This is a genomic window from Kitasatospora sp. NPDC048715 (genome assembly GCF_043198905.1).
Taxonomy (GTDB): Bacteria; Actinomycetota; Actinomycetes; order Streptomycetales; family Streptomycetaceae; genus Kitasatospora; species Kitasatospora lactacystinica.
The window spans coordinates 241,008-259,680 of sequence record NZ_JBICVH010000010.1 but is presented as its reverse complement, the minus strand read 5'-3'; the positions used below and the strand labels follow the sequence as shown (position 1 = coordinate 259,680).

Annotated in this window: 15 protein-coding genes; 8 read left to right on the top strand and 7 right to left on the bottom strand. The window is 72.4% G+C overall.

The window, feature by feature from the left end; genetic code table 11:
- Positions 1 to 291: 291 nt before the first annotated feature.
- Positions 292 to 1,476: a TerD family protein gene (locus ACGFSC_RS20665; RefSeq protein WP_359914467.1), complete on the top strand. Its 1,185-nt coding sequence runs from the start codon at positions 292 to 294 to the stop codon at positions 1,474 to 1,476.
- Between the two features lie 145 nt (positions 1,477 to 1,621).
- On the opposite strand, the gene ACGFSC_RS20660 is transcribed toward ACGFSC_RS20665, so the two are convergent.
- Positions 1,622 to 2,362: a Tellurium resistance gene (locus ACGFSC_RS20660; protein WP_359914470.1), complete on the bottom strand. Its 741-nt coding sequence runs from the start codon at positions 2,360 to 2,362 to the stop codon at positions 1,622 to 1,624.
- A 340-nt stretch (positions 2,363 to 2,702) separates the two neighbouring features.
- On the opposite strand from ACGFSC_RS20660, the gene ACGFSC_RS20655 reads away from it, so the two are divergent.
- A complete protein-coding gene (locus tag ACGFSC_RS20655; protein ID WP_359914472.1) occupies positions 2,703 to 3,863 on the top strand; it encodes a DUF2637 domain-containing protein in 1,161 nt (386 codons plus the stop codon).
- A gap of 89 nt (positions 3,864 to 3,952) precedes the next feature.
- Here the strand turns inward: ACGFSC_RS20655 and ACGFSC_RS20650 are convergent, their stop codons facing one another.
- From ACGFSC_RS20650 to ACGFSC_RS20630, 5 genes are all read right to left on the bottom strand, one after another.
- Positions 3,953 to 5,047: a DUF475 domain-containing protein gene (locus tag ACGFSC_RS20650; protein WP_359914475.1), complete on the bottom strand. Its 1,095-nt coding sequence runs from the start codon at positions 5,045 to 5,047 to the stop codon at positions 3,953 to 3,955.
- Positions 5,048 to 5,194: 147 nt separating this feature from the next.
- Positions 5,195 to 5,773: a TerD family protein gene (locus ACGFSC_RS20645; RefSeq protein ID WP_359914478.1), complete on the bottom strand. Its 579-nt coding sequence runs from the start codon at positions 5,771 to 5,773 to the stop codon at positions 5,195 to 5,197.
- A 227-nt stretch (positions 5,774 to 6,000) separates the two neighbouring features.
- Positions 6,001 to 6,576: a TerD family protein gene (locus tag ACGFSC_RS20640; protein ID WP_359915653.1), complete on the bottom strand. Its 576-nt coding sequence runs from the start codon at positions 6,574 to 6,576 to the stop codon at positions 6,001 to 6,003.
- Between the two features lie 231 nt (positions 6,577 to 6,807).
- Positions 6,808 to 7,266 (bottom strand): peroxiredoxin, encoded by a 459-nt coding sequence (locus ACGFSC_RS20635; protein WP_359915651.1) that lies wholly within the window; start codon positions 7,264 to 7,266, stop codon positions 6,808 to 6,810.
- Between the two features lie 260 nt (positions 7,267 to 7,526).
- A complete protein-coding gene (locus ACGFSC_RS20630; RefSeq protein WP_359913037.1) occupies positions 7,527 to 7,964 on the bottom strand; it encodes a DUF3052 domain-containing protein in 438 nt (145 codons plus the stop codon).
- 516 nt (positions 7,965 to 8,480) lie between these two features.
- Here ACGFSC_RS20630 and aceE point away from each other — a divergent pair.
- The gene (gene aceE / locus ACGFSC_RS20625) at positions 8,481 to 11,231 is read left to right on the top strand and encodes a pyruvate dehydrogenase (acetyl-transferring), homodimeric type (protein ID WP_359913040.1); all 2,751 of its coding nucleotides are present in this window, start codon (positions 8,481 to 8,483) and stop codon (positions 11,229 to 11,231) included.
- Positions 11,232 to 11,377: 146 nt separating this feature from the next.
- Here the strand turns inward: aceE and ACGFSC_RS20620 are convergent, their stop codons facing one another.
- Positions 11,378 to 12,976 carry an MFS transporter gene (locus ACGFSC_RS20620; RefSeq protein WP_359913043.1) on the bottom strand — a complete coding sequence of 533 codons (1,599 nt, stop codon included), beginning with the start codon at positions 12,974 to 12,976 and terminating at the stop codon, positions 11,378 to 11,380.
- 217 nt (positions 12,977 to 13,193) lie between these two features.
- Between ACGFSC_RS20620 and ACGFSC_RS20615 the strand changes: the two genes are divergently transcribed.
- From ACGFSC_RS20615 to ACGFSC_RS20595, 5 genes are all read left to right on the top strand, one after another.
- Entirely contained in the window at positions 13,194 to 13,880 is a 687-nt protein-coding gene (locus ACGFSC_RS20615; RefSeq protein WP_359913046.1) for a TetR family transcriptional regulator, read from the top strand.
- A gap of 116 nt (positions 13,881 to 13,996) precedes the next feature.
- Positions 13,997 to 15,310 carry a sensor histidine kinase gene (locus ACGFSC_RS20610; protein ID WP_359913049.1) on the top strand — a complete coding sequence of 438 codons (1,314 nt, stop codon included), beginning with the start codon at positions 13,997 to 13,999 and terminating at the stop codon, positions 15,308 to 15,310.
- Positions 15,307 to 15,981, top strand: coding sequence for a response regulator transcription factor (locus ACGFSC_RS20605; protein ID WP_359913052.1), 675 nt, complete (start codon positions 15,307 to 15,309; stop codon positions 15,979 to 15,981). Before ACGFSC_RS20610 ends, ACGFSC_RS20605 begins: the two co-directional genes overlap by 4 nt.
- 148 nt (positions 15,982 to 16,129) lie before the next feature.
- Positions 16,130 to 17,254, top strand: coding sequence for an alpha/beta hydrolase (locus ACGFSC_RS20600; RefSeq protein WP_359913055.1), 1,125 nt, complete (start codon positions 16,130 to 16,132; stop codon positions 17,252 to 17,254).
- Between the two features lie 26 nt (positions 17,255 to 17,280).
- Entirely contained in the window at positions 17,281 to 18,570 is a 1,290-nt protein-coding gene (locus tag ACGFSC_RS20595; protein ID WP_359913058.1) for an acyltransferase, read from the top strand.
- Positions 18,571 to 18,673 lie beyond the last annotated feature (103 nt).

Here is an 18,673-nt window from a genome sequence, read left to right as displayed (position 1 = left end):
CGACCGGGCGCCTTGGTTCCCGGGGCGCCTCCGCCGGGCGCCCCTGCGTCGAAACCCCGGGGACCTTTCGACCGCCCATCGTACGGACGGGATCCGGCCGGTCCCGGTTCCCCGGCACTGAACTCCCGGAACATCCCGGTCCACTTGGACGATCATGGGCGGAACGGCGGCGAACCCCGGAAACGACGGCGGCAAACCTCGGAAAGCGCAAGTCTTGGCAAAGTCCGACCCGGCACGGACCGGTCCGGTCACGTTGTCCGAAGGGGTGGCGAACAGGCAGGATGGTCGGCTATGACGCACGTGATGGCCAAGGGCGCCAACATCGCACTGCCGGCGGCGGCGGTCCGCGCCGTGCTGCGCTGGAGCGCCACGCCCGGTGCGCCGGACGTGGACGCGTCGGCGCTGCTGCTCGGCGCCTCCGGCAAGGTCCGCTCGGACGCCGACTTCGTCTTCTACAACCAGCCCCGCCACCCCTCCGGCCTGGTCCGCCACCTGCCCAAGCAGCAGACCTCCGGCGGCGCCGAGATCATCGACACGATCGAGGTCGAGCTGGGCAAGCTGCCCGCCGAGGTGGACCGGGTGGTGCTGGCCGGCTCCTCCGAGGGCGGACCGTTCCGCGCGGTGCCGGGGCTGCGCCTGCTGCTCTTCGACGCCACGGCCGGCGAGGGCGTGCCCGCGCTCGCCGAGTTCGGGATCGACGACGCCGAGAACGTCACCGCCCTGGTCGCCGGCGAGCTGTACCGCCGGTCCGGGTCCTGGAAGTTCCGGGCGATCGGCCAGGGCTACACCTCCGGGCTGATCGGTCTCGCCACCGACTTCGGCATCATGGTGGACGACGAGGCGGAGGCCGACCAGGTGCCCGCCCAGGTGCCCGTGTCCACCACCCCGTCCGGCACTCTCGACCCGCGCAGCACCGCGATGCCGGACCCGCGCTCGACCACCCCCGAGCCGGGCACCTTCACGCTGGCCCCGGCCGTCCCGCTGTCGCCGCCGGCCCAGCCGCCCGCCCCGGCCCAGCCGCCCACCCAGCCACCGGCCACCGCCCCGGCCCCGGCCACCGCCGCCACGAGCGCCTCGCCCGCACCGGCGACCCCGCCGCCGCCCGCGGCCCCGCCGACCATGCCCCCGCCGCCCACCGCACCCCCGGGCCACCAGCCCGGCACCGGCTACGGCTACCCCCAGCAGACCGGCCCGGCGTACGGCCACCCCCAGCAGCAGCCCGCCGGCGGCTACGGCTACCCGCAGCCGGGCACCGGCCAGCAGCCGTACCAGCAGCAGCCGGGCGGTTACGGCTATCCCCAGCCGAACCAGCCCGTCCCGCCGCAGCAGCAGCGCCCCGCCGGCTACGGCTACCCGCAGCCCGGCACCGGCCAGCAGCCGCCCGTCCCGCCGCAGCCGCCGACGGCCCAGCCCCCGGCCTCCACCGGCGAGGAGTTCGCCCTGCCCCCGCAGGGCCCGCAGTTCCAGCCCCGCTGACGCCCCCGGCGGGGCCGCCCGACAGCCCCGGCCCCGCCGAGACCCGGACCCGGCCCCGCGCGACCCCGGCCCCGCCGGAACCGCCGAGCCGCGGCCCCGGCCCGGCACCACCACCGAACCGCCGACCGCCGACCGCCGACCGCCGTCAGTCGCTCTTGTACCCGCGCTGCCACTGCATCCCGAAGCCGTACAGCCGGTCGATGTCCGCCTGGAACCCGTTGACGTACCGCACCTCGCGGCGCACCGTCAGCTGGTTGTCCCCCGAGTTCTCGATCAGCACCACCGCGCAGGAGCGCGCCGCCCGGGCCCGCTCCTCCAGCTTGATCTCGATCCGCGGCCCGGTCTGCGGCACGATCGTGACCACCGCGTGCGACTGCTCGAAGGCCGGCGTGCCGTCGTAGATGTAGACGAAGATCAGCAGCCGCTTGAACTTGTCCTTCTTCTCCAGGTTGACGTACATCGTCTCGCCGGACGGCGCCCCGTACTGGTCGTCGCCGCTGAGCTTGATGTACGGCGCGTTCTGGAGGTCTCCGAAGAGCCCGCCGAGCGGCTGCACCACGCCGGTGCTCCCGTCGGAGAGCTCGTACATGCAGGCCAGGTCGAGGTCGACGTTCGTCGGCTCGGTGCCCTGCGGCGAGTCCGGGTCCTGCGGCCGCAGGATCCGTGGGCTGAAGAACCGCTTCACGGACTCCCGGGTGCTCGGCCGGGCGGCGCCTCCGGCGCTCATCGTCCAGTGCAGGTTGACGTAGAGGTAGCCGGTGGTGGCGGCCGACCCGGTGATCGCGTGCTGCGGGGCCGACTTGGTGAGTATGACCTTGTGCTGACCGCCGGGGTTGTCGAAGGTGTAGCTCTTGTCCCCGCGCAGGTACTCCCAGATCGAGACCATGCAGTCCTCTCCCCCTGCTCCCGCCAGGCGTTCTGACGGTCCGCCGACCAATGATCGGGCATCGGCCCGGCCGTCGGATACCCAGTCCGCCCCCTCCTCTACCCAACCGGGCCCGACCGGCGGGTCGATTGGCGGGAGGAAGCCGCCCTCCCGTAACATGCCGCCCCTTCGGACGCGATATCGTCTAGCCGCACAGGTGTCCCGTCCGCCCCTGCGCGGGCGCGGCGGGCCCGTCGTGCGGCGACGAACGAACCGTCAGGCAGCTCCCGCTCGGCGGGCCCTGACCGCCTGTGTCGCGCTGTGATCCTGTCCCCTGCGGAAACCCGAGGCCCGACCCGCAATGAACCTGACCTCCATACAGCTGGTCTGGACCGTCGTCGGCGGCGCAGCCCTGCTGTTCGTCGCCGTCCTGATGGCGACGCTGCGATTCAAGAGCTCGAAGAAGGACGAGTCCGGCGACTCCTGGGAGCGCAGCGAGGAGCGCCGTCGGCGCAAGGAGATGATCTACGGCATCTCCTCGTACACGCTGCTGTTCTGCTGCGCCGGTGTCGCGGCCGCCCTCTCCTTCCACGGCCTGGTCGGCTTCGGCAAGGAGAACCTGGGTCTGTCCGGCGGCTGGGAGTACCTCGTCCCGTTCGGTCTGGACGGCGCCGCGATGTTCTGCTCGGTGCTCGCCGTCCGCGAGGCCAGCCACGGCGACGCCGCGCTCGGTTCGCGCCTGCTGGTCTGGGTGTTCGCGATCGCCTCGGCCTGGTTCAACTGGGTGCACGCCCCGCGCGGCGTGTCGCACGACGGCGCCCCGCAGTTCTTCTCCGGCATGTCGATCTCGGCGGCGATCCTGTTCGACCGGGCGCTGAAGCAGACCCGCAAGGCCGCGCTGCGGGAGCAGGGCCTGGTGCCGCGCCCGCTGCCGCAGATCCGCATCGTCCGCTGGCTGCGCGCCCCGCGCGAGACCTACGCGGCCTGGTCGCTGATGCTGCTGGAGAACGTCCGCAGCCTGGACGAGGCGGTCGACGAGGTGCGCGAGGAGCGCCAGGCGAAGCTGGACGCCAAGGCCCGCGCCCGTACGGCCGACCGCCGCGAGCGGGCCGAGCTGAAGGCCATCTCCCGGCAGGGCGGCATGCTCGCCCGGACCCGCGGCGGCCGCCAGGTTCCCGCCCTCACGGCTGCCGGAGACGGCCCGAGCGCTACGGAGCCTGCCCTAGCCGCGGGATCCGACGCCACCACCTCGACCTCGGCCTCGCTCCTGTCCGGCGACTCGCCGGAGCCGGCCGCGCTGGACGCCGGCCGCCGCCCCCGCGCCGCCGTCGGCTCCTCGTACTCGTCCTCCTCGTACTCGTCCTCCTACTCCTCGTCCTCGTACTCCTCGTCCTCCTCCGGCACCGGGTCGTCCCGCAGCGGCTCGGCCATCGACCTGACGGCCGACGACGACACCCTGTCGATGCCGAAGCTGGACTCGCTGGAGCGCAAGCTGCGCGCGATCGAGCAGCAGCTCGGCTGACCCCGGCACCCCGCGGCCACGGTCGCGGACCACGAGGAACGGCCGCCCCCGGGAAATCCCGGAGGCGGCCGTTTCGCTTGCCCTGCGGACTACTTTCCGGTGCCGACCAGCTCCGGTTCCTCGTCCGCGCCCTCGCGCCGGTTGCGCAGGATCGACGAGCCGAGCGCCAGCCCGATGAAGGCGACGCCGATCAGCCCGGTGACGATCTCCGGGATGTGGTACTTGATCCCGATCAGCAGGATCGCCGCCAGCGCGCCGATGGCGTAGTGCGCGCCGTGCTCCAGGTAGACGTAGTCGTCCAGGGTGCCCTTGCGGACCAGGAAGACGGTCAGCGAGCGGATGTACATCGCGCCGATGCCGAGGCCCAGGGTGATCTGGAAGATGTCGCTGGAGATGGCGAACGCGCCGACCACGCCGTCGAAGGAGAACGAGGCGTCCAGGACCTCCAGGTAGAGGAAGAGGAAGAACGCGGCCTTGCCGCCGACCTGGACGATCGACTTGCCGGCCTTCTCCGCCTCCTCCTCGCGCTCCTCCTCGGCCTCCAGCCCCGACTCGAAGATCGAGGAGAGGCCGTTGACGGCGAGGTAGGTGACCAGGCCGAGGACACCGGCGAGCAGAACGGTTTCCGCGTGCTCCCCGGCGAAGAAGTTGGAGGCGAGCAGCAGGGCGACCAGGGCGACGACGGTGGAGAAGGCCTCCAGCTTGCCGACCTTCTCCAGCGGGCGCTCGATCCAGGCCAGCCAGTTGTAGTCCTTCTCCTCGAAGATGAAGTCGAGGAAGATCATCAGCAGGAAGACGCCGCCGAAGGCCGCGATGGCCGGGTTGGCCGCTTCCAGGTACTGGCCGTAGGTGAGGCCCTCGTAGGTCTTCTCGGAGTGCAGCGCGAGGTCGATGACCGTCGTGGGGCTGAGCTTCGCGGTGAGGCCGACGACCAGCAGCGGGAAGACCAGGCGCATGCCGAAGACCGCGATGAGGACACCGACGGTCAGGAAGATCTTCTGCCAGTACGGGTTCATCCGCTTCAACACCGTGGCGTTGACCACCGCGTTGTCGAACGACAGGGAGATCTCCAGGATGGAGAGCATCAGCACGATGCCGAAGCCTTGGGCTCCCCAGAGCAGGCCGGCCGCGATCAGGCCGATGACGGTGATCGCGAACGACCAGCCGAATGTGCGGAGGAACACGGGAGTTGGCTACCTTTCGGGTTCTGGCCGTGCCGGGGGCGGCCTCGTCCCCGAGACGTCCTGACCGGGCCCGGCCCGGTCAGGTCACCCCCGCACTGCCCTCTGTTCTCATGATCGGGTCGGGTACGACAAGTCCGATTTCCGCCTTTACTGTACGTTCACGCCGAAGTCGAGCGCGATGCCACGCAGGCCGGAGGCGTACCCCTGGCCCACCGCGCGGAACTTCCACTCGCCCGCGTAGCGGTACAGCTCACCGAAGATCATCGCGGTCTCGCTGGACGCGTCCTCGGACAGGTCGTAGCGGGCGATCTCCTGGCCGTCGACCGAGTTGACGACCCGGATGTAGGCGTTGCGGACCTGACCGAAGTTCTGGAGCCGCGCCTCGGCCTCGTAGATCGAGACCGCGAAGATCACCTTGTCGGCCTGCGCCGGGACGAGGTCCAGGCTGACCAGGACCACCTCGTCGTCACCCGTTTCGTCGCCGCCGGTGAGGTTGTCGCCCTGGTGCTCCACCGAGCCCTCGGGGCTCTTGAGGTTGTTGTAGAAGACGAAGTACTCGTCACCGAGCACTCGCCCGCCACCGCAGATCAGGGCGCTAGCGTCGAGGTCGAACGGGGCGCCCGTGGTCGAACGGGCGGACCAGCCGAGGCCGATCTGGACCTGCGTCAGGTTCGGCGCGGCCTTGGTGAGCGAGACGTTGCCACCCTTGGCGAGCGTGACCACCATGACGTTCTTCCTCCCTTGCTTCTCCCGGGGCGCCATCCAGGTGTAGTCCCCCGCGGCCCCGGCCGACCGGTTCTGGTCGGCTGAACTTCCTGAACTCACATCCTCGCAGTGCGAGGAACCGCCTCGGCACCGGGCCGGACGAAGCCGGGGCGGCCCCGGACCTCGGAGGTCCGGGGCCGCCCCGGGAGAACGGCGCGCAGCCCGCGCCGCAGGGCGCCGGCGCGGGCTCAGACGTTGACGCCGAAGTCCTGCGCGATGCCGCGCAGACCGGAGGCGTAGCCCTGGCCGATGGCGCGGAACTTCCACTCCACGCCGTTGCGGTACAGCTCGCCGAAGACCATCGCGGTCTCGGTGGAGGCGTCCTCGGAGAGGTCGTAGCGGGCCAGCTCCGTGTTGTCGGCCTGGTTCACCACGCGGATGAACGCGTTGCGCACCTGGCCGAAGTTCTGGCCGCGGGTCTCGGCGTCGTAGATCGACACCGGGAAGACGATCTTCTCGACGTCCACCGGCACGCCGGCCAGGTTGACCTTGATCGCCTCGTCGTCGCCCTCGCCCTCGCCGGTCAGGTTGTCACCGGTGTGCTCGACCGAGCCGTCCGGGCTCTTCAGGTTGTTGAAGAACACGAAGTTGCCGTCCGAGGTGACCTTGCCCTGGGCGTTGCACAGCAGGGCGCTGGCGTCCAGGTCGAAGTCCGCGCCGGTGGTGGTCCGGACGTCCCAGCCCAGGCCGACGACCACGGCGGTGAGGCCGGGTGCCTCCTTGGTGAGCGAGACGTTGCCGCCCTTGCTGAGGCTGACTCCCACTAGTCCTCCAAGAATCGGGAGGCACGTCCAGTGGTGCCCCCGGTGGTGCGGTCCGGGGCGGCGGGAGTCCCATCGGCTCCCGCATCCCACCCCGCCAACGGCCCGAGCGTAGTACGGGGTTCCCGTCCGCACCCCTGATCAGGCCGGACACGGCCCCGGGGCACTCGGCCGGCGGGTGCCCCGGGGCGCTCACGACCCGGCCGAGGCGCGTGCGGGGCCCGTACGGGGGTCTCAGAGCGCCGCGAGGACCTTCAGGTACTCCTGCTCGTCCCGGGCGTCCGGGAGGCCGTTGACGACGCTCCAGCGCACCGTGCCCGTGGTGTCGATCACGAAGGTGCCGCGCAGCGGGCAGCCCCGCTCCTCGTCGAGGACGCCGTAGGCCCGGGTGACCTCGCCGTGCGGCCAGAAGTCGGCCAGCAGCGGGAACTCCAGGCCCTCCCGGTCGGCGAAGACCCGCTGGGAGAACTGCGAGTCGCAGGAGAGGCCGAGCACCTGCACGGTGTCGTTCTGCAGGCCCGCCAGCTCCCGCTGGATCGCGCCCAGCTCGCCCGTGCACACGCCGGTGAAGGCGAACGGGTAGAAGACCAGGACGACGTTCCGCCGGCCGCGGAAGTCGGAGAGCCGGACGGCCTCGCCGTGCTGGTTGTTGAGCTCGAAGTCCGGAGCCGGGGTGCCGACCTCGATGGCCATGAGCGGGACCTTTCTGACGCGACCGCGCCGCGCGGCGGGCGCGGCGGGCCACATCCTCGCATTCGTTTACGGCCGTTGCGCCGAACGGATGAGGCGGGTGGCCGCGGCCCGCCGCGTTCGCCGTCCGCGAACGCCCCGGCGGGCGGGCCCGGGGGTGCCGGCGCGGGGCCCGGAACCGGCCTGCGCGGCGGCGCACGTGCGGCGGGCCCCGCCGGAGGGATTCCTCCGGCGGGGCCCGCCGCACGTGCTTCGGAGACCGCTCAGCGCTTGGCGCCCTTCGCCGTGGACTTGGTCGCGAGCCTGGTGGCCGCCCAGTCCTTGACGATGTTGATCGAGCTGGTCTGGGAGAGGCCCGCGGTCTTGGCCGCGTCGCTGATGTCGGAGGCCTCGATGTGGCCGTCCCGCCCGGTCTTGGGCGTCATCAGCCAGATCAGGCCGCCTTCAGCGAGGTACTCCAGCGCGTCGACGAGGGCGTCGGTGAGGTCCCCGTCGTCGTCGCGGTGCCACAGCAGAACGGCGTCGGCGACGTCGTCGTAGTCCTCGTCGACGAGATCCGTCCCGATGAGCTCCTCGATTCCCTCGCGGAGCTCCTGGTCAGTGTCGTCGTCGTACCCCAGCTCCTGGATGATCTGGCCCTCTTCGAAGCCGAGACGGGTCGCCGGGTTGGACTTGTCCGCGGGGTCCGCGGTCGCGCTCACGGGAATAACCTCCAGTATTCGGCCCGGCATCCATGCCGGGGCTGTGGCCGTAGTCCACACGGGCGCGGCGGTTCGCGCAAGTACCCGACCCCCGATCCCCTCCAAAGGTTGACGTGTCGCAGGGGGACACGCCGCGCGAGGTGGCGGGAATCACACCGATTTGCCCTTTTCTGCATGGTCCAAGGATGCTTCGGGTGGTCCCGGCCCACAGGCCGTACGCACGCCCGAGATGCGAACGGCATTCGGGTCCGCGCGTGCGCGGGCGTAGAGTCTCCTGTTGGCCCTCACCCCGGCCGCCCGCCATCGGGCGGACGGGACACCAGGTCGGACCACCTCTTTTCGTAACACCCGGGGGTGTGCGGAGCGGACGAAGACGCCCGCACCGCACGCCGCCAGACCGGGCCGCCCGCCGGGCGGACCGGTTACCGATCGGTAGAGATGACGGATCTCCGAGCGCGGTAGCACGATGGAGGCGGCGCGACACACCTCAGTTTCGACCGACAGTGAAGGAACAGCGTGGCTTCCGGATCCGATCGCAACCCGATCATCATTGGCGGCCTTCCGAGTCAGGTCCCGGACTTCGATCCCGAGGAGACCGCGGAATGGCTGGAGTCGCTCGATGCGGCCATCGACGAGCGGGGGCGTGAGCGTGCCCGTTACCTGATGCTGCGGCTGATCGAGCGCGCCCGCGAGAAGCGTGTCGCCGTGCCCGAGATGCGCAGCACGGACTACGTCAACACCATCGCGACCAAGGACGAACCGTTCTTCCCCGGCAACGAGGAGATCGAGCGGAAGATCCTCAACGCGACCCGGTGGAACGCGGCCGTCATGGTCTCCCGGGCGCAGCGCCCGGGCATCGGCGTCGGTGGCCACATCGCCACCTTCGCCTCCTCCGCGTCTCTGTACGACGTCGGCTTCAACTACTTCTTCCGCGGCAAGGACGGCGAGGGCGAGTCCGGGGACCAGGTCTTCTTCCAGGGCCACGCCTCCCCCGGCATCTACGCCCGCGCCTTCCTGCTGGACCGGCTCACCGAGCAGCAGCTCGACGCGTTCCGCCAGGAGAAGTCGAAGGCCCCGTACGGCCTCTCCAGCTACCCGCACCCGCGGCTGATGCCGGACTTCTGGGAGTTCCCGACCGTCTCGATGGGCCTCGGCCCGCTCGGCGCGATCTACCAGGCCCGGATGAACCGCTACCTGGAGCACCGCGGGATCAAGGACACCTCCGACTCGCAGGTCTACGCCTTCCTCGGCGACGGCGAGATGGACGAGCCCGAGTCGCTCGGCCAGCTGTCGCTGGCCGCCCGCGAGGGCCTGGACAACCTGACCTTCGTGGTCAACTGCAACCTGCAGCGCCTGGACGGCCCGGTCCGCGGCAACGGCAAGATCATCCAGGAGCTGGAGTCCCAGTTCCGGGGCGCCGGCTGGAACGTGATCAAGCTGGTCTGGGACCGCAGCTGGGACCCGCTGCTCGCGCAGGACCGCGACGGCGTCCTGGTCAACAAGCTGAACACCACGGTGGACGGCCAGTTCCAGACCTACGCCACCGAGACCGGCCAGTACATCCGCGAGCACTTCTTCGGCGGCGACCTGCGCCTGCGCGCCATGGTCGAGAACATGACCGACCAGCAGATCCAGCACCTGGGTCGCGGCGGCCACGACCACAAGAAGATCTACGCGGCGTTCAAGGCGGCCCGCGAGCACAAGGGCCAGCCGACGGTCATCCTCGCCCAGACCGTCAAGGGCTGGACGCTGGGCCCCAACTTCGAGGGCCGCAACGCCACCCACCAGATGAAGAAGCTGACGGTCGAGGACCTGAAGCGCTTCCGCGACCGGCTGCACCTGCCGATCACCGACAAGCAGCTGGAGGAGGGCTACCCGCCCTACTACCACCCGGGCCGCGACTCGGAGGAGATCCAGTACATGCACGACCGCCGGGAGGAGCTGGGCGGCTACGTGCCGACCCGCAAGGTCCGCCCGCGGAAGCTGGAGCTGCCCGGCGACGACGCGTACAAGGCGGTCAAGAAGGGTTCCGGCAACCAGACCATCGCCACCACCATGGCGTTCGTCCGGGTGCTCAAGGACCTCATGCGGGACAAGGGCATCGGCAACCGCTTCGTGCCGATCGCGCCGGACGAGTACCGCACCTTCGGCATGGACTCGCTCTTCCCGTCGGCGAAGATCTACAACCCGCTCGGCCAGACCTACGAGTCGGTCGACCGGGACCTCCTCCTCGCCTACAAGGAGTCGCCGACCGGCCAGATGCTGCACGACGGCATCTCCGAGGCGGGCTGCACCGCCTCGCTGATCGCCGCCGGCTCCTCCTACGCCACCCACGGCGAGCCGCTGATCCCGGTGTACGTCTTCTACTCGATGTTCGGGTTCCAGCGCACCGGCGACCAGTTCTGGCAGATGGCCGACCAGCTGGCCCGCGGCTTCGTGATCGGCGCCACCGCCGGCCGCACCACGCTGACCGGTGAGGGCCTGCAGCACGCCGACGGCCACTCGCACCTGCTGGCCTCGACCAACCCGGGTGTCGTCGCGTACGACCCGGCGTACGGCTTCGAGATCGCGCACATCGTCCAGGACGGTCTGCGGCGGATGTACGGCTCCAGCGCCGAGCACCCGCACGGCGAGGACGTGTTCTACTACATGACCGTCTACAACGAGCCGATCAAGATGCCGGCCGAGCCCGAGAACGTGGACGTCGAGGGCATCCTCAAGGGTCTGCACAAGTACGCGCCGGGCACCGCCGGCCAGATCCCGGCCCAGATCCTCGCCTCCGGCGTGGCCGTGCCGTGGGCCCTGGAGGCCCAGCGCATCCTCGCCGAGGAGTGGAACGTCAAGGCCGACGTCTGGTCCGCGACCTCCTGGAACGAGCTGCGCCGCGACGCGGTGGAGGCCGAGGAGTTCAACCTGCTGCACCCCGAGGAGCAGCAGCGCGTGCCGTACGTCACCCAGAAGCTCCAGGGTGCCGAGGGCCCGGTCGTCGCGGTGTCCGACTGGATGCGCGCGGTGCCGGACCAGATCGCCCGCTGGGTGCCGGGTCAGTACCAGTCGCTGGGCGCCGACGGCTTCGGCTTCGCCGACACCCGTGGCGCGGCCCGTCGCTTCTTCCACATCGACGCGCAGTCGGTCGTCCTGGGGGTGCTCACCGAGCTCGCCAAGCAGGGCAAGATCGACCGCTCGGCGCTGAAGGACGCGATCGACCGCTACCAGCTGCTGGACGTGGCCGCGGCCGACCCGGGTGCCGCCGGCGGCGAGGCCTGATCAGCCCGTAGGCACTGAGGGGCCGGACTCCCGTCGGGGGTCCGGCCCTTCGGCGTTCGCCGCGGCGCGGCCCTCCGTCCGGTCCCCGGAGCAGCACGACGGCCCCGGACTCCGACGAGTCCGGGGCCGTGGCGCGGCGGGGCCGGTCAGATGTGCACGGCCGGGCCCGCGTCGGTGGCGCCGCGGCGGGTGAGCAGGCCGAGCACGGCGGCGCCGAAGGCCACCACGGCGGCCACCGCGAAGGCCAGCGACATGCCGCTCACGAAGGACTCGTGGACGGCGCCGGCCATCGCGTCCACCGCCTGCTGCGGGGTGCCGGCCGGGGCCGGCGGGGCGATGCCCAGCTGGGCGGCCTGCTTGAGGCCCTCGCCCGCCTCGCCCTCCACCGGCGGCAGACCGGCCTTGGCCCAGTTGCCCGGCAGGACGTCGCCGACCTTGGCGGCCATCAGCGCGCCCAGCACCGCGGTGCCGAGGCTGCCGCCGACCTGCATCGCGGCCTGCTGGAGGCCGCCGGCCACGCCGGACAGCTCCAGCGGGGCGTTGCCGACGATCACCTCGGTGGCGCCGACCATGACCGGGCTGATGCCCAGGCCCATCAGGACGAACCAGAGCGACATCACGCCGTTGCCGGAGCCGGTGTCCAGGGTGGACATGCCGAACATCGCGGTGGTGGTGATCAGCATGCCGGCCACGATCGGGATGCGCGGGCCCAGCTTGCCGATCGCCAGGCCGGCCAGCGGCGAGCCGATGATCATCATGCCGGTCATCGGCAGCAGGTGGACGCCGGCCTCGACCGGCTTCATCCCGTGGACGTTCTGGAGGTAGAAGGTCACGAAGAAGATCGCGCCGAAGAACGCGAAGGCCATCAGCACCATCAGCAGGACGCCCGCCGACAGCGGCACCGAGCGGAACAGGCCGAGCGGGATCAGCGGCTCGCGGGCCTTGCCCTGCCAGAGCGCGAACAGCACCATCAGGACCACCGCGCCGATCAGGAACAGCAGCGTCCGACCGTCGCCCCAGCCCCACTCGGGGGCCTTGATGATGCCGAAGACCAGCGCGAACATCCCCACCGAGAGCAGCGCGATGCCGGGCAGGTCGAAGGACTTGGCGGCGTTCTCGGCCCGGACGTCCTTGAGGATCCACACGCCCAGCGCCAGCGCGACCAGGCCGACCGGGATGTTGATGAAGAACACCGACTCCCAGTTGACGTGCTCGACCAGCAGGCCGCCGACGATCGGTCCGGCCGCGGTGGAGGCGCCGATCACGCCGCCCCAGATGCCGATCGCCATGTTGAGCTTCTCGGCCGGGAAGGCCCCGCGCAGCAGGCCCAGCGCGGCCGGCTGGAGCAGCGCGCCGAACAGGCCCTGGAGCACCCGGAAGGCGATCACGGTCTGGATGTTGCCGGCGAAGCCGATCGCGGCCGAGGTGACGGCGAAGCCCGCCGCGCCGACCAGGAAGGTGGTCTTGTGGCCGAAGCGGTCACCGATCTTGCCGGCGGTGATCAGGAAGACCGCCAGGGCCAGCAGGTAGCCGCTGGTGACCCACTGGATCTCGGAGGGCGCCGCGTGCAGCTTCTCCTGGATCACCGGGTTGGCGATGGCGACGATCGTGCCGTCCAGCGCGACCATCATGACGCCGACCGCGACGGTCAGCAGGGTCAGCCAGGGGTGTCCCTTGAGACCGCCCCCCGACGGTGGGTTCGGCGGCGCGTCCGCCTCGGAGTTCTTCACGACGGACTGACTCATCTGGGCCCTCCGGGGGCGTGGCTCGGTGCGGGACATGGGCGTGGCGCCCCGGCCCACCCGTCCCCACAGGTGCCCCGGCCCGACGGGCGCCACCCCGGCAGATTATGTCAGCCTCTGACATTCGGCAAACAGTGACTTCTGACCATCACTGCCATTTGTCAGAGCGCTAAAGTTGTGGTCCCACCCGCCACACCCAGCGCTCCGGAAGGCCCCCGCCATGGCCGCTCACACCCCCCGCACCACCGGCACCCCGGCGGGCCCCGAACGCGCGCCGGGCCTGCGCGAGCGCAAGAAGCAGCAGACCCGCTACGCCCTGATCCAGGCCGCCCACCTGCTCTTCCTCAGGCAGGGCTTCGCCCACACGACCGTCGACGAGATCGCCTCCGCCGTCGACGTCTCCCAGCGCACCTTCTTCCGCTACTTCGCCAACAAGGACGAGGTCGCGCTCGCCGTGATGGCCGTGGCCGAGGACTACTTCATCGAGTGCCTGCGCCACCGCCCGGCCGAGGAGACCCCGCTCCAGGCCCTGCGCGCCGCGATCGTCAAGGCCTGGCGCGACCTCGGCAGCGAGGAGTCCGCCGGCCCCGGTTCGATCCACAGCGCCCTGGAGCTCATGCGGATGATCGAGGAGACGCCCCCGCTGCTCGCCGCCCAACTGCGCCGGGTCACCGAACAGGAGCGCCTGGTGGTCCAGGTGCTCGCCGAACGCGAGGGCCTGGACCCGGCCGAGGACCTGCGCCCCGCCGTGCTCGCCGCCGTCTTCGGCAGCCTGCTGCGCTCGGCCCACCTGTCCTGGAGCGCCGAGCACGCACCGGCCGGCCCCGAGGGCATGGTCGCGGTGATCGAGCGCTACTTCGACCAGCTCGGCCCGGCCCTGGCCGGCCACTGGCGCAGCCCCGCGTAGCACCCGGCGCCGCACCCGGGTCATACCGGGGTATCACCCGGTACCCCGGTAGCCCCGCGGAAGTTCGCGCTCCAGTGCGACGACCCGCACGGCCCGCCCTCCTAGGCTGGCCCACGATGAAAACGCCCACCGAAGCCGACGCCCGCGCGTTCGCACTGCGCCAACTGCGCGCCCTGCGGCACCACCTGACCACCCCGAGCGAGGACGCGACCCCGCTGCTCGGCGACTCCCGGCGGCGCTGGGTGCGCCGACTGCCGTACATCGTCGTGATCGCCCTGCAGGGCTCGCTGATCCCCACCGGCATCGCCAACCTGGTCGGTTTCTACGACCTGGTGCTGCCGGTGGCCGCCGCGCTCACCATCGCCCAGACCACGCCGCTGTTCCTCGCCGTCACCCGGCCGCTGACCGCCTGGTGGATCAGCGCCGCCGCCATGGTCGCCACCGCCAGCATCACCGCCCGCCACCACCAGCTGATGGGCAGTTGGCCGTGGACGGCCCCGATGATCATCGCCTACGTCTTCCTGCTGCTCGCCCTCGCGCTGCGGGAGAGCCGGGCCACCGTGGTCTCGGTCTGGGTGGCCACCGTGCTGCTCACCGCGCTCACCACCACCCTCGGCCTGCCCCGCTCCGGCGACGGCACCACCGTGCTGCTGATCGCACTCAGCGGCGCCGCGCTGCTGCTCGGCTGGGCCGTCCGGGACCGCGCCGTGGCCCGCCGGCTGCTCACCGAGCAGGAGCACATCAGCGAGGCCGAACGCGAACGCCGCACCCTGCTGGAGGAACGCGCCCGGATCGCACGGGAGTTGCACGACGTGGTGGCGCACCACATGTCGGTCATCGCGGTGCAGGCGGCCAGCGCGCCGTACCGGATCACCGGGGTGCCGGACGAGGCCGCCGAGGAGTTCACCGCGATAGCCGGCACCGCCCGCGAGTCACTGGCCGAGATGCGCCGGCTGCTCGGCGTGCTGCGCAGCGAGGAGTCCGGCGGGGAGAAGGCACCGCAGCCCGGGGTCGGCCAACTCGCCCAGCTGGTCGAGACGGTGGGCCGGGCCGGGGTGCCGGCCGAGCTGACGGTGGAGCCGGACCTGGTGGACCTGGTGCCGCAGGCCGTCGGCCTGTCCACGTACCGGATCGTGCAGGAGGCGCTGGCCAACGTGGTGCGGCACGCCCCCGGCGCGCGGACCTGGGTGTCGCTGACCGCGGACGGCCCGGCACTGCTGGTGACGGTGGTCAACGCGCCCCCGCCGGAGCGCACCGAGTCGCTGGAGGCCTCGGTCGAGGGCACCGGGCAGGGGCTGGTCGGAATGCGTGAACGCGTCCGGCTGGTCGATGGCAGGCTGGACACCGGCCCGCTGCCGGACGGCGGCTTCAAGGTGGCCGCCGTCCTGCCCCTCGACCCTCCAGACACCCCCCGGGAGACCACCGCATGACCATCCGCGTGATCATCGTCGACGACCAGGCCATGGTGCGCGCGGGCTTCGCGGCCCTGCTCAACGCCCAGAGCGACATCGACGTGGTGGGGGACGCGGCGGACGGCGCCCAGGCCCTGGAGGTCAACGGCCGCACCCACCCGGACCTGGTGCTGATGGACGTCCGGATGCCCGTCATGGACGGCCTGGAGGCGGCCCGGCGGCTGCTCGACCCGGCCGTGCCGGGCGCCCACCGGCCCAAGGTGCTGATGCTGACCACCTTCGACGTGGACGACTACGTGTACGAGGCGCTGCGCGCCGGGGCCAGCGGCTTCCTGCTCAAGGACGCCCCGCCGGCCGACCTGATCGCCGCGGTCCGGGTGGTCGCGGCCGGCGAGGCGCTCCTCGCCCCCTCGGTGACCCGCCGGCTGATCGAGGACTTCGCCCGCACCCGCCCGGCCAAGCGCCACGACCCCAAGGTACGGCTCAACGGCCTGACCCCGCGCGAGACCGAAGTGCTGGAGCTGATCGCCCGCGGCCTGTCCAACCAGGAGATAGCCGCCAAGCTGGTGCTCGCCGAGCAGACCGTCAAGACCCACATCGGGCGCATCCTCGCCAAGCTCGGCCTGCGCGACCGCGCCCAGGCGGTCGTCCTGGCCTACGAGTCCGGCCTGGTGACCCCAGGTCAGTAGGAGCAGCCGTTCGCCCCCTCTGATACCCGGGTAGCACCCGGGAGTTGGCCCCGCGGTGTGACGTCCGCGGGGCCGTCGCGTTCCTACCTTCCTCCCCATCGGACGCCGAACGGATTCGGCGGCCGAACGGACGAGGGAGGGCAAGGACATGCGCAGGTTTCGGGCCGGACGGGCGATCGCCGCCACCGCGGTGGCGCTGGCGGTCGTACTCGGCGCGGGCGGCTGGGCCGCCGACACCCAGACCGCGGTCACCGGCCCGCCGCCCGGCAGCGCCGCCTGGACGGCCGACTCCTCGCTCGGCCGGCGGCTGCCCGACCCGGCCACCACCACCCCGGCCGGCGTCGCCGCGTTCTTCGCCGAACTCGCCCCGGCCGCGCAGGACGCCCTGGCCGTCCGGCACCCGCTGGTGGTCGGCAACCTGGACGGCGCCCCGGTCGCCCTCCGCTACCGGGCCAACGCCCTGGCCCTGACCGCCGAGCGCACCCGCGAACTCGCCCGGGCCACCGACCCCGCCCTCACCCCGCAGGACCACGAGGCCGCCAGCACCCGCGCCGAGCGCTACCGCGCCCTGCTGGACGGCGGCCGGCGGATCCTCGCCTTCGACCCGCGCGGCCGCGGCCAGGTCGCCGAGGTGTACGGCGACCTCGCCACCGCCCGCCGCACCGCCGTGATCGTCCCCGGCTCGGACATCGACCTGCTCCGCTTCGACCGCGCGTCCGGCCCGTACGGCACCCCCGCCGGCATGGCCCGCGCGCTGCTGGACGCCACCGACGGGCGGACCGCCGTGATCGCCTGGGCCGGCTACACCACCCCGCTCGGCCTCGGCCCGGACGCCGCCACCGAGGACCTGGCCCGGGCCGGCGCCCCCCGCCTCACCCGGCTGCTCGACGGACTCGCCGTCACCACCCGCCCGCAGGCCCCGCCCACCGTGTTCTGCCACAGCTACGGCTCGGTCGTCTGCGGCCTGGCCCGCCCCACCCCCGCGCAGGCCTCCGGCGTGGTGGTGCTCGGCTCGCCCGGCATGGGCATCGGCTCGGCCGCCGACCTCGACCCGGGCGTCCCGCTCTGGGCCACCGCCCGCAACGACTCCGACTGGATCGGCGACGTGCCCAACGTCCGGCTGTTCGGCCTCGGCCACGGCGCCGACCCGACCGCCCCCGGCTTCGGCGCCCGCCCGCTGCCCGCCACCGGATCCCACGGCCACGACGGCTACTTCGCCCCCGGCACCGCCTCCCTCGCCGCCTACGCCGCCGTCGCGCTCGGCCGCGCCTGACCGCCCGCACCGGAAGGAGCACCACCATGGCCAGCACCCTCGCCCCCCGGCCCCGCACCGCGGAGCCCCGCACGCCCCGGCCCCGCACCCCCCGGCCGCTCACCGCGCTGCGCCGCGCCGCCGCGCGGGTCGACGCGAAGACCCCGGCCCACCGCGACCGCGCCCTGGACGGGCTGCGCGCCCTCGCCCTGCTCGCCGTACCGGTCGGCCACTGGATGCTCGGCGGCCTCACCCGCTCCCCCGACGGCGCCCTGCACAACACCAGCCCGCTCTCCACCCTCGGCTTCTTCGCCCCGCTCAGCTGGGTGCTCCAGATGCTCGGGGTGTTCTTCCTGGTCGGCGGCCACTCCTCGGTCCGCTCGCTGGAGCGGGCCCGGGCCAGGGGCGTGACGTACGGCGGCTGGCTGCGGGCCCGTACCGTCCGGCTGCTGCGCCCGGTGCTCGGGGTGACGGCCGTCTGGGCGGCGCTGGTCCCGCTGCTGCCCGCGCTCGGCGTCCCCGCGGACACCCTGCGCACCGGTGCCACCCTGGTGGTGCAGCCGCTCTGGTACATCGGGGTCTACCTGGGGCTGACCGCGCTCACCCCGCTCTGCGTGGCCGCCGGGCGCCGGCTGGGCGGCTGGTCCGCGGGCCTGCTGGTGGCCTCGGTCGCCGCCGTCGACCTGCTGCGGTACGGGCCGTGGGCCGGGGCGGTGCCGTCCTGGGTCGCGCTGCTGAACATCCTTCCGGGCTGGCTGTTCGGCTACCAGCTGGGCGTGCTCTGGGCGCAGGGCCGGCTCGGCCGCCCGGCGGCCCGGTTGCTGCTGCTCGGCGGCGGGGCGCTGTTCGCCGCGCTGCTGCTGGTCTTCCACTACCCGGCCAGCATGGTCGGCGTGCCCGGGGCCGCGCGCACCAACTCGCACCCGCCGTCCCTGCTGGTGCTCGCCCTGGCGGCGTTCCAGTGCGGCGCCGCGGTGCTGCTGCGGGAGCGGCTGGGCCGGCTGCTGACCCGCCGTCCGCTGCTCTGGCTGCCGGTCGTGGTGGTCAACCTGTCGGCGATGACGATCTTCTGCTGGCACCAGAGCGCGATGCTCGCGGTCGCCGTGCCGGGCGCGGCCGGGCTGGGTGCCGTCCCGGGGCTGACCACCGCGCCGGACTCGCTCGGCTGGGTGGCCGCCAGGCTGGCGCTGCTGCCGCTGTTCGCCGCCGTGCTGGTGGCGCTCGGCTGGTTCACCCGCCGGTTCGACGGCCCGTGGACGGCCTTCTCGCGGGGCGGCAAGGCGGTGGCCGGCGCCGCGGCGGCGCTCTTCGCGGCGTACGCGCTGGGCGTGGTGTGACGGCCCACCGGGTGCGGGCCGCTCCGGGCGGCGGAGCACGGCGTGCCGCAGGGGCGCGGGCCGATCGGTCCGCGCCCCTGCGGCACGCTGTCGGTGTCCTGCC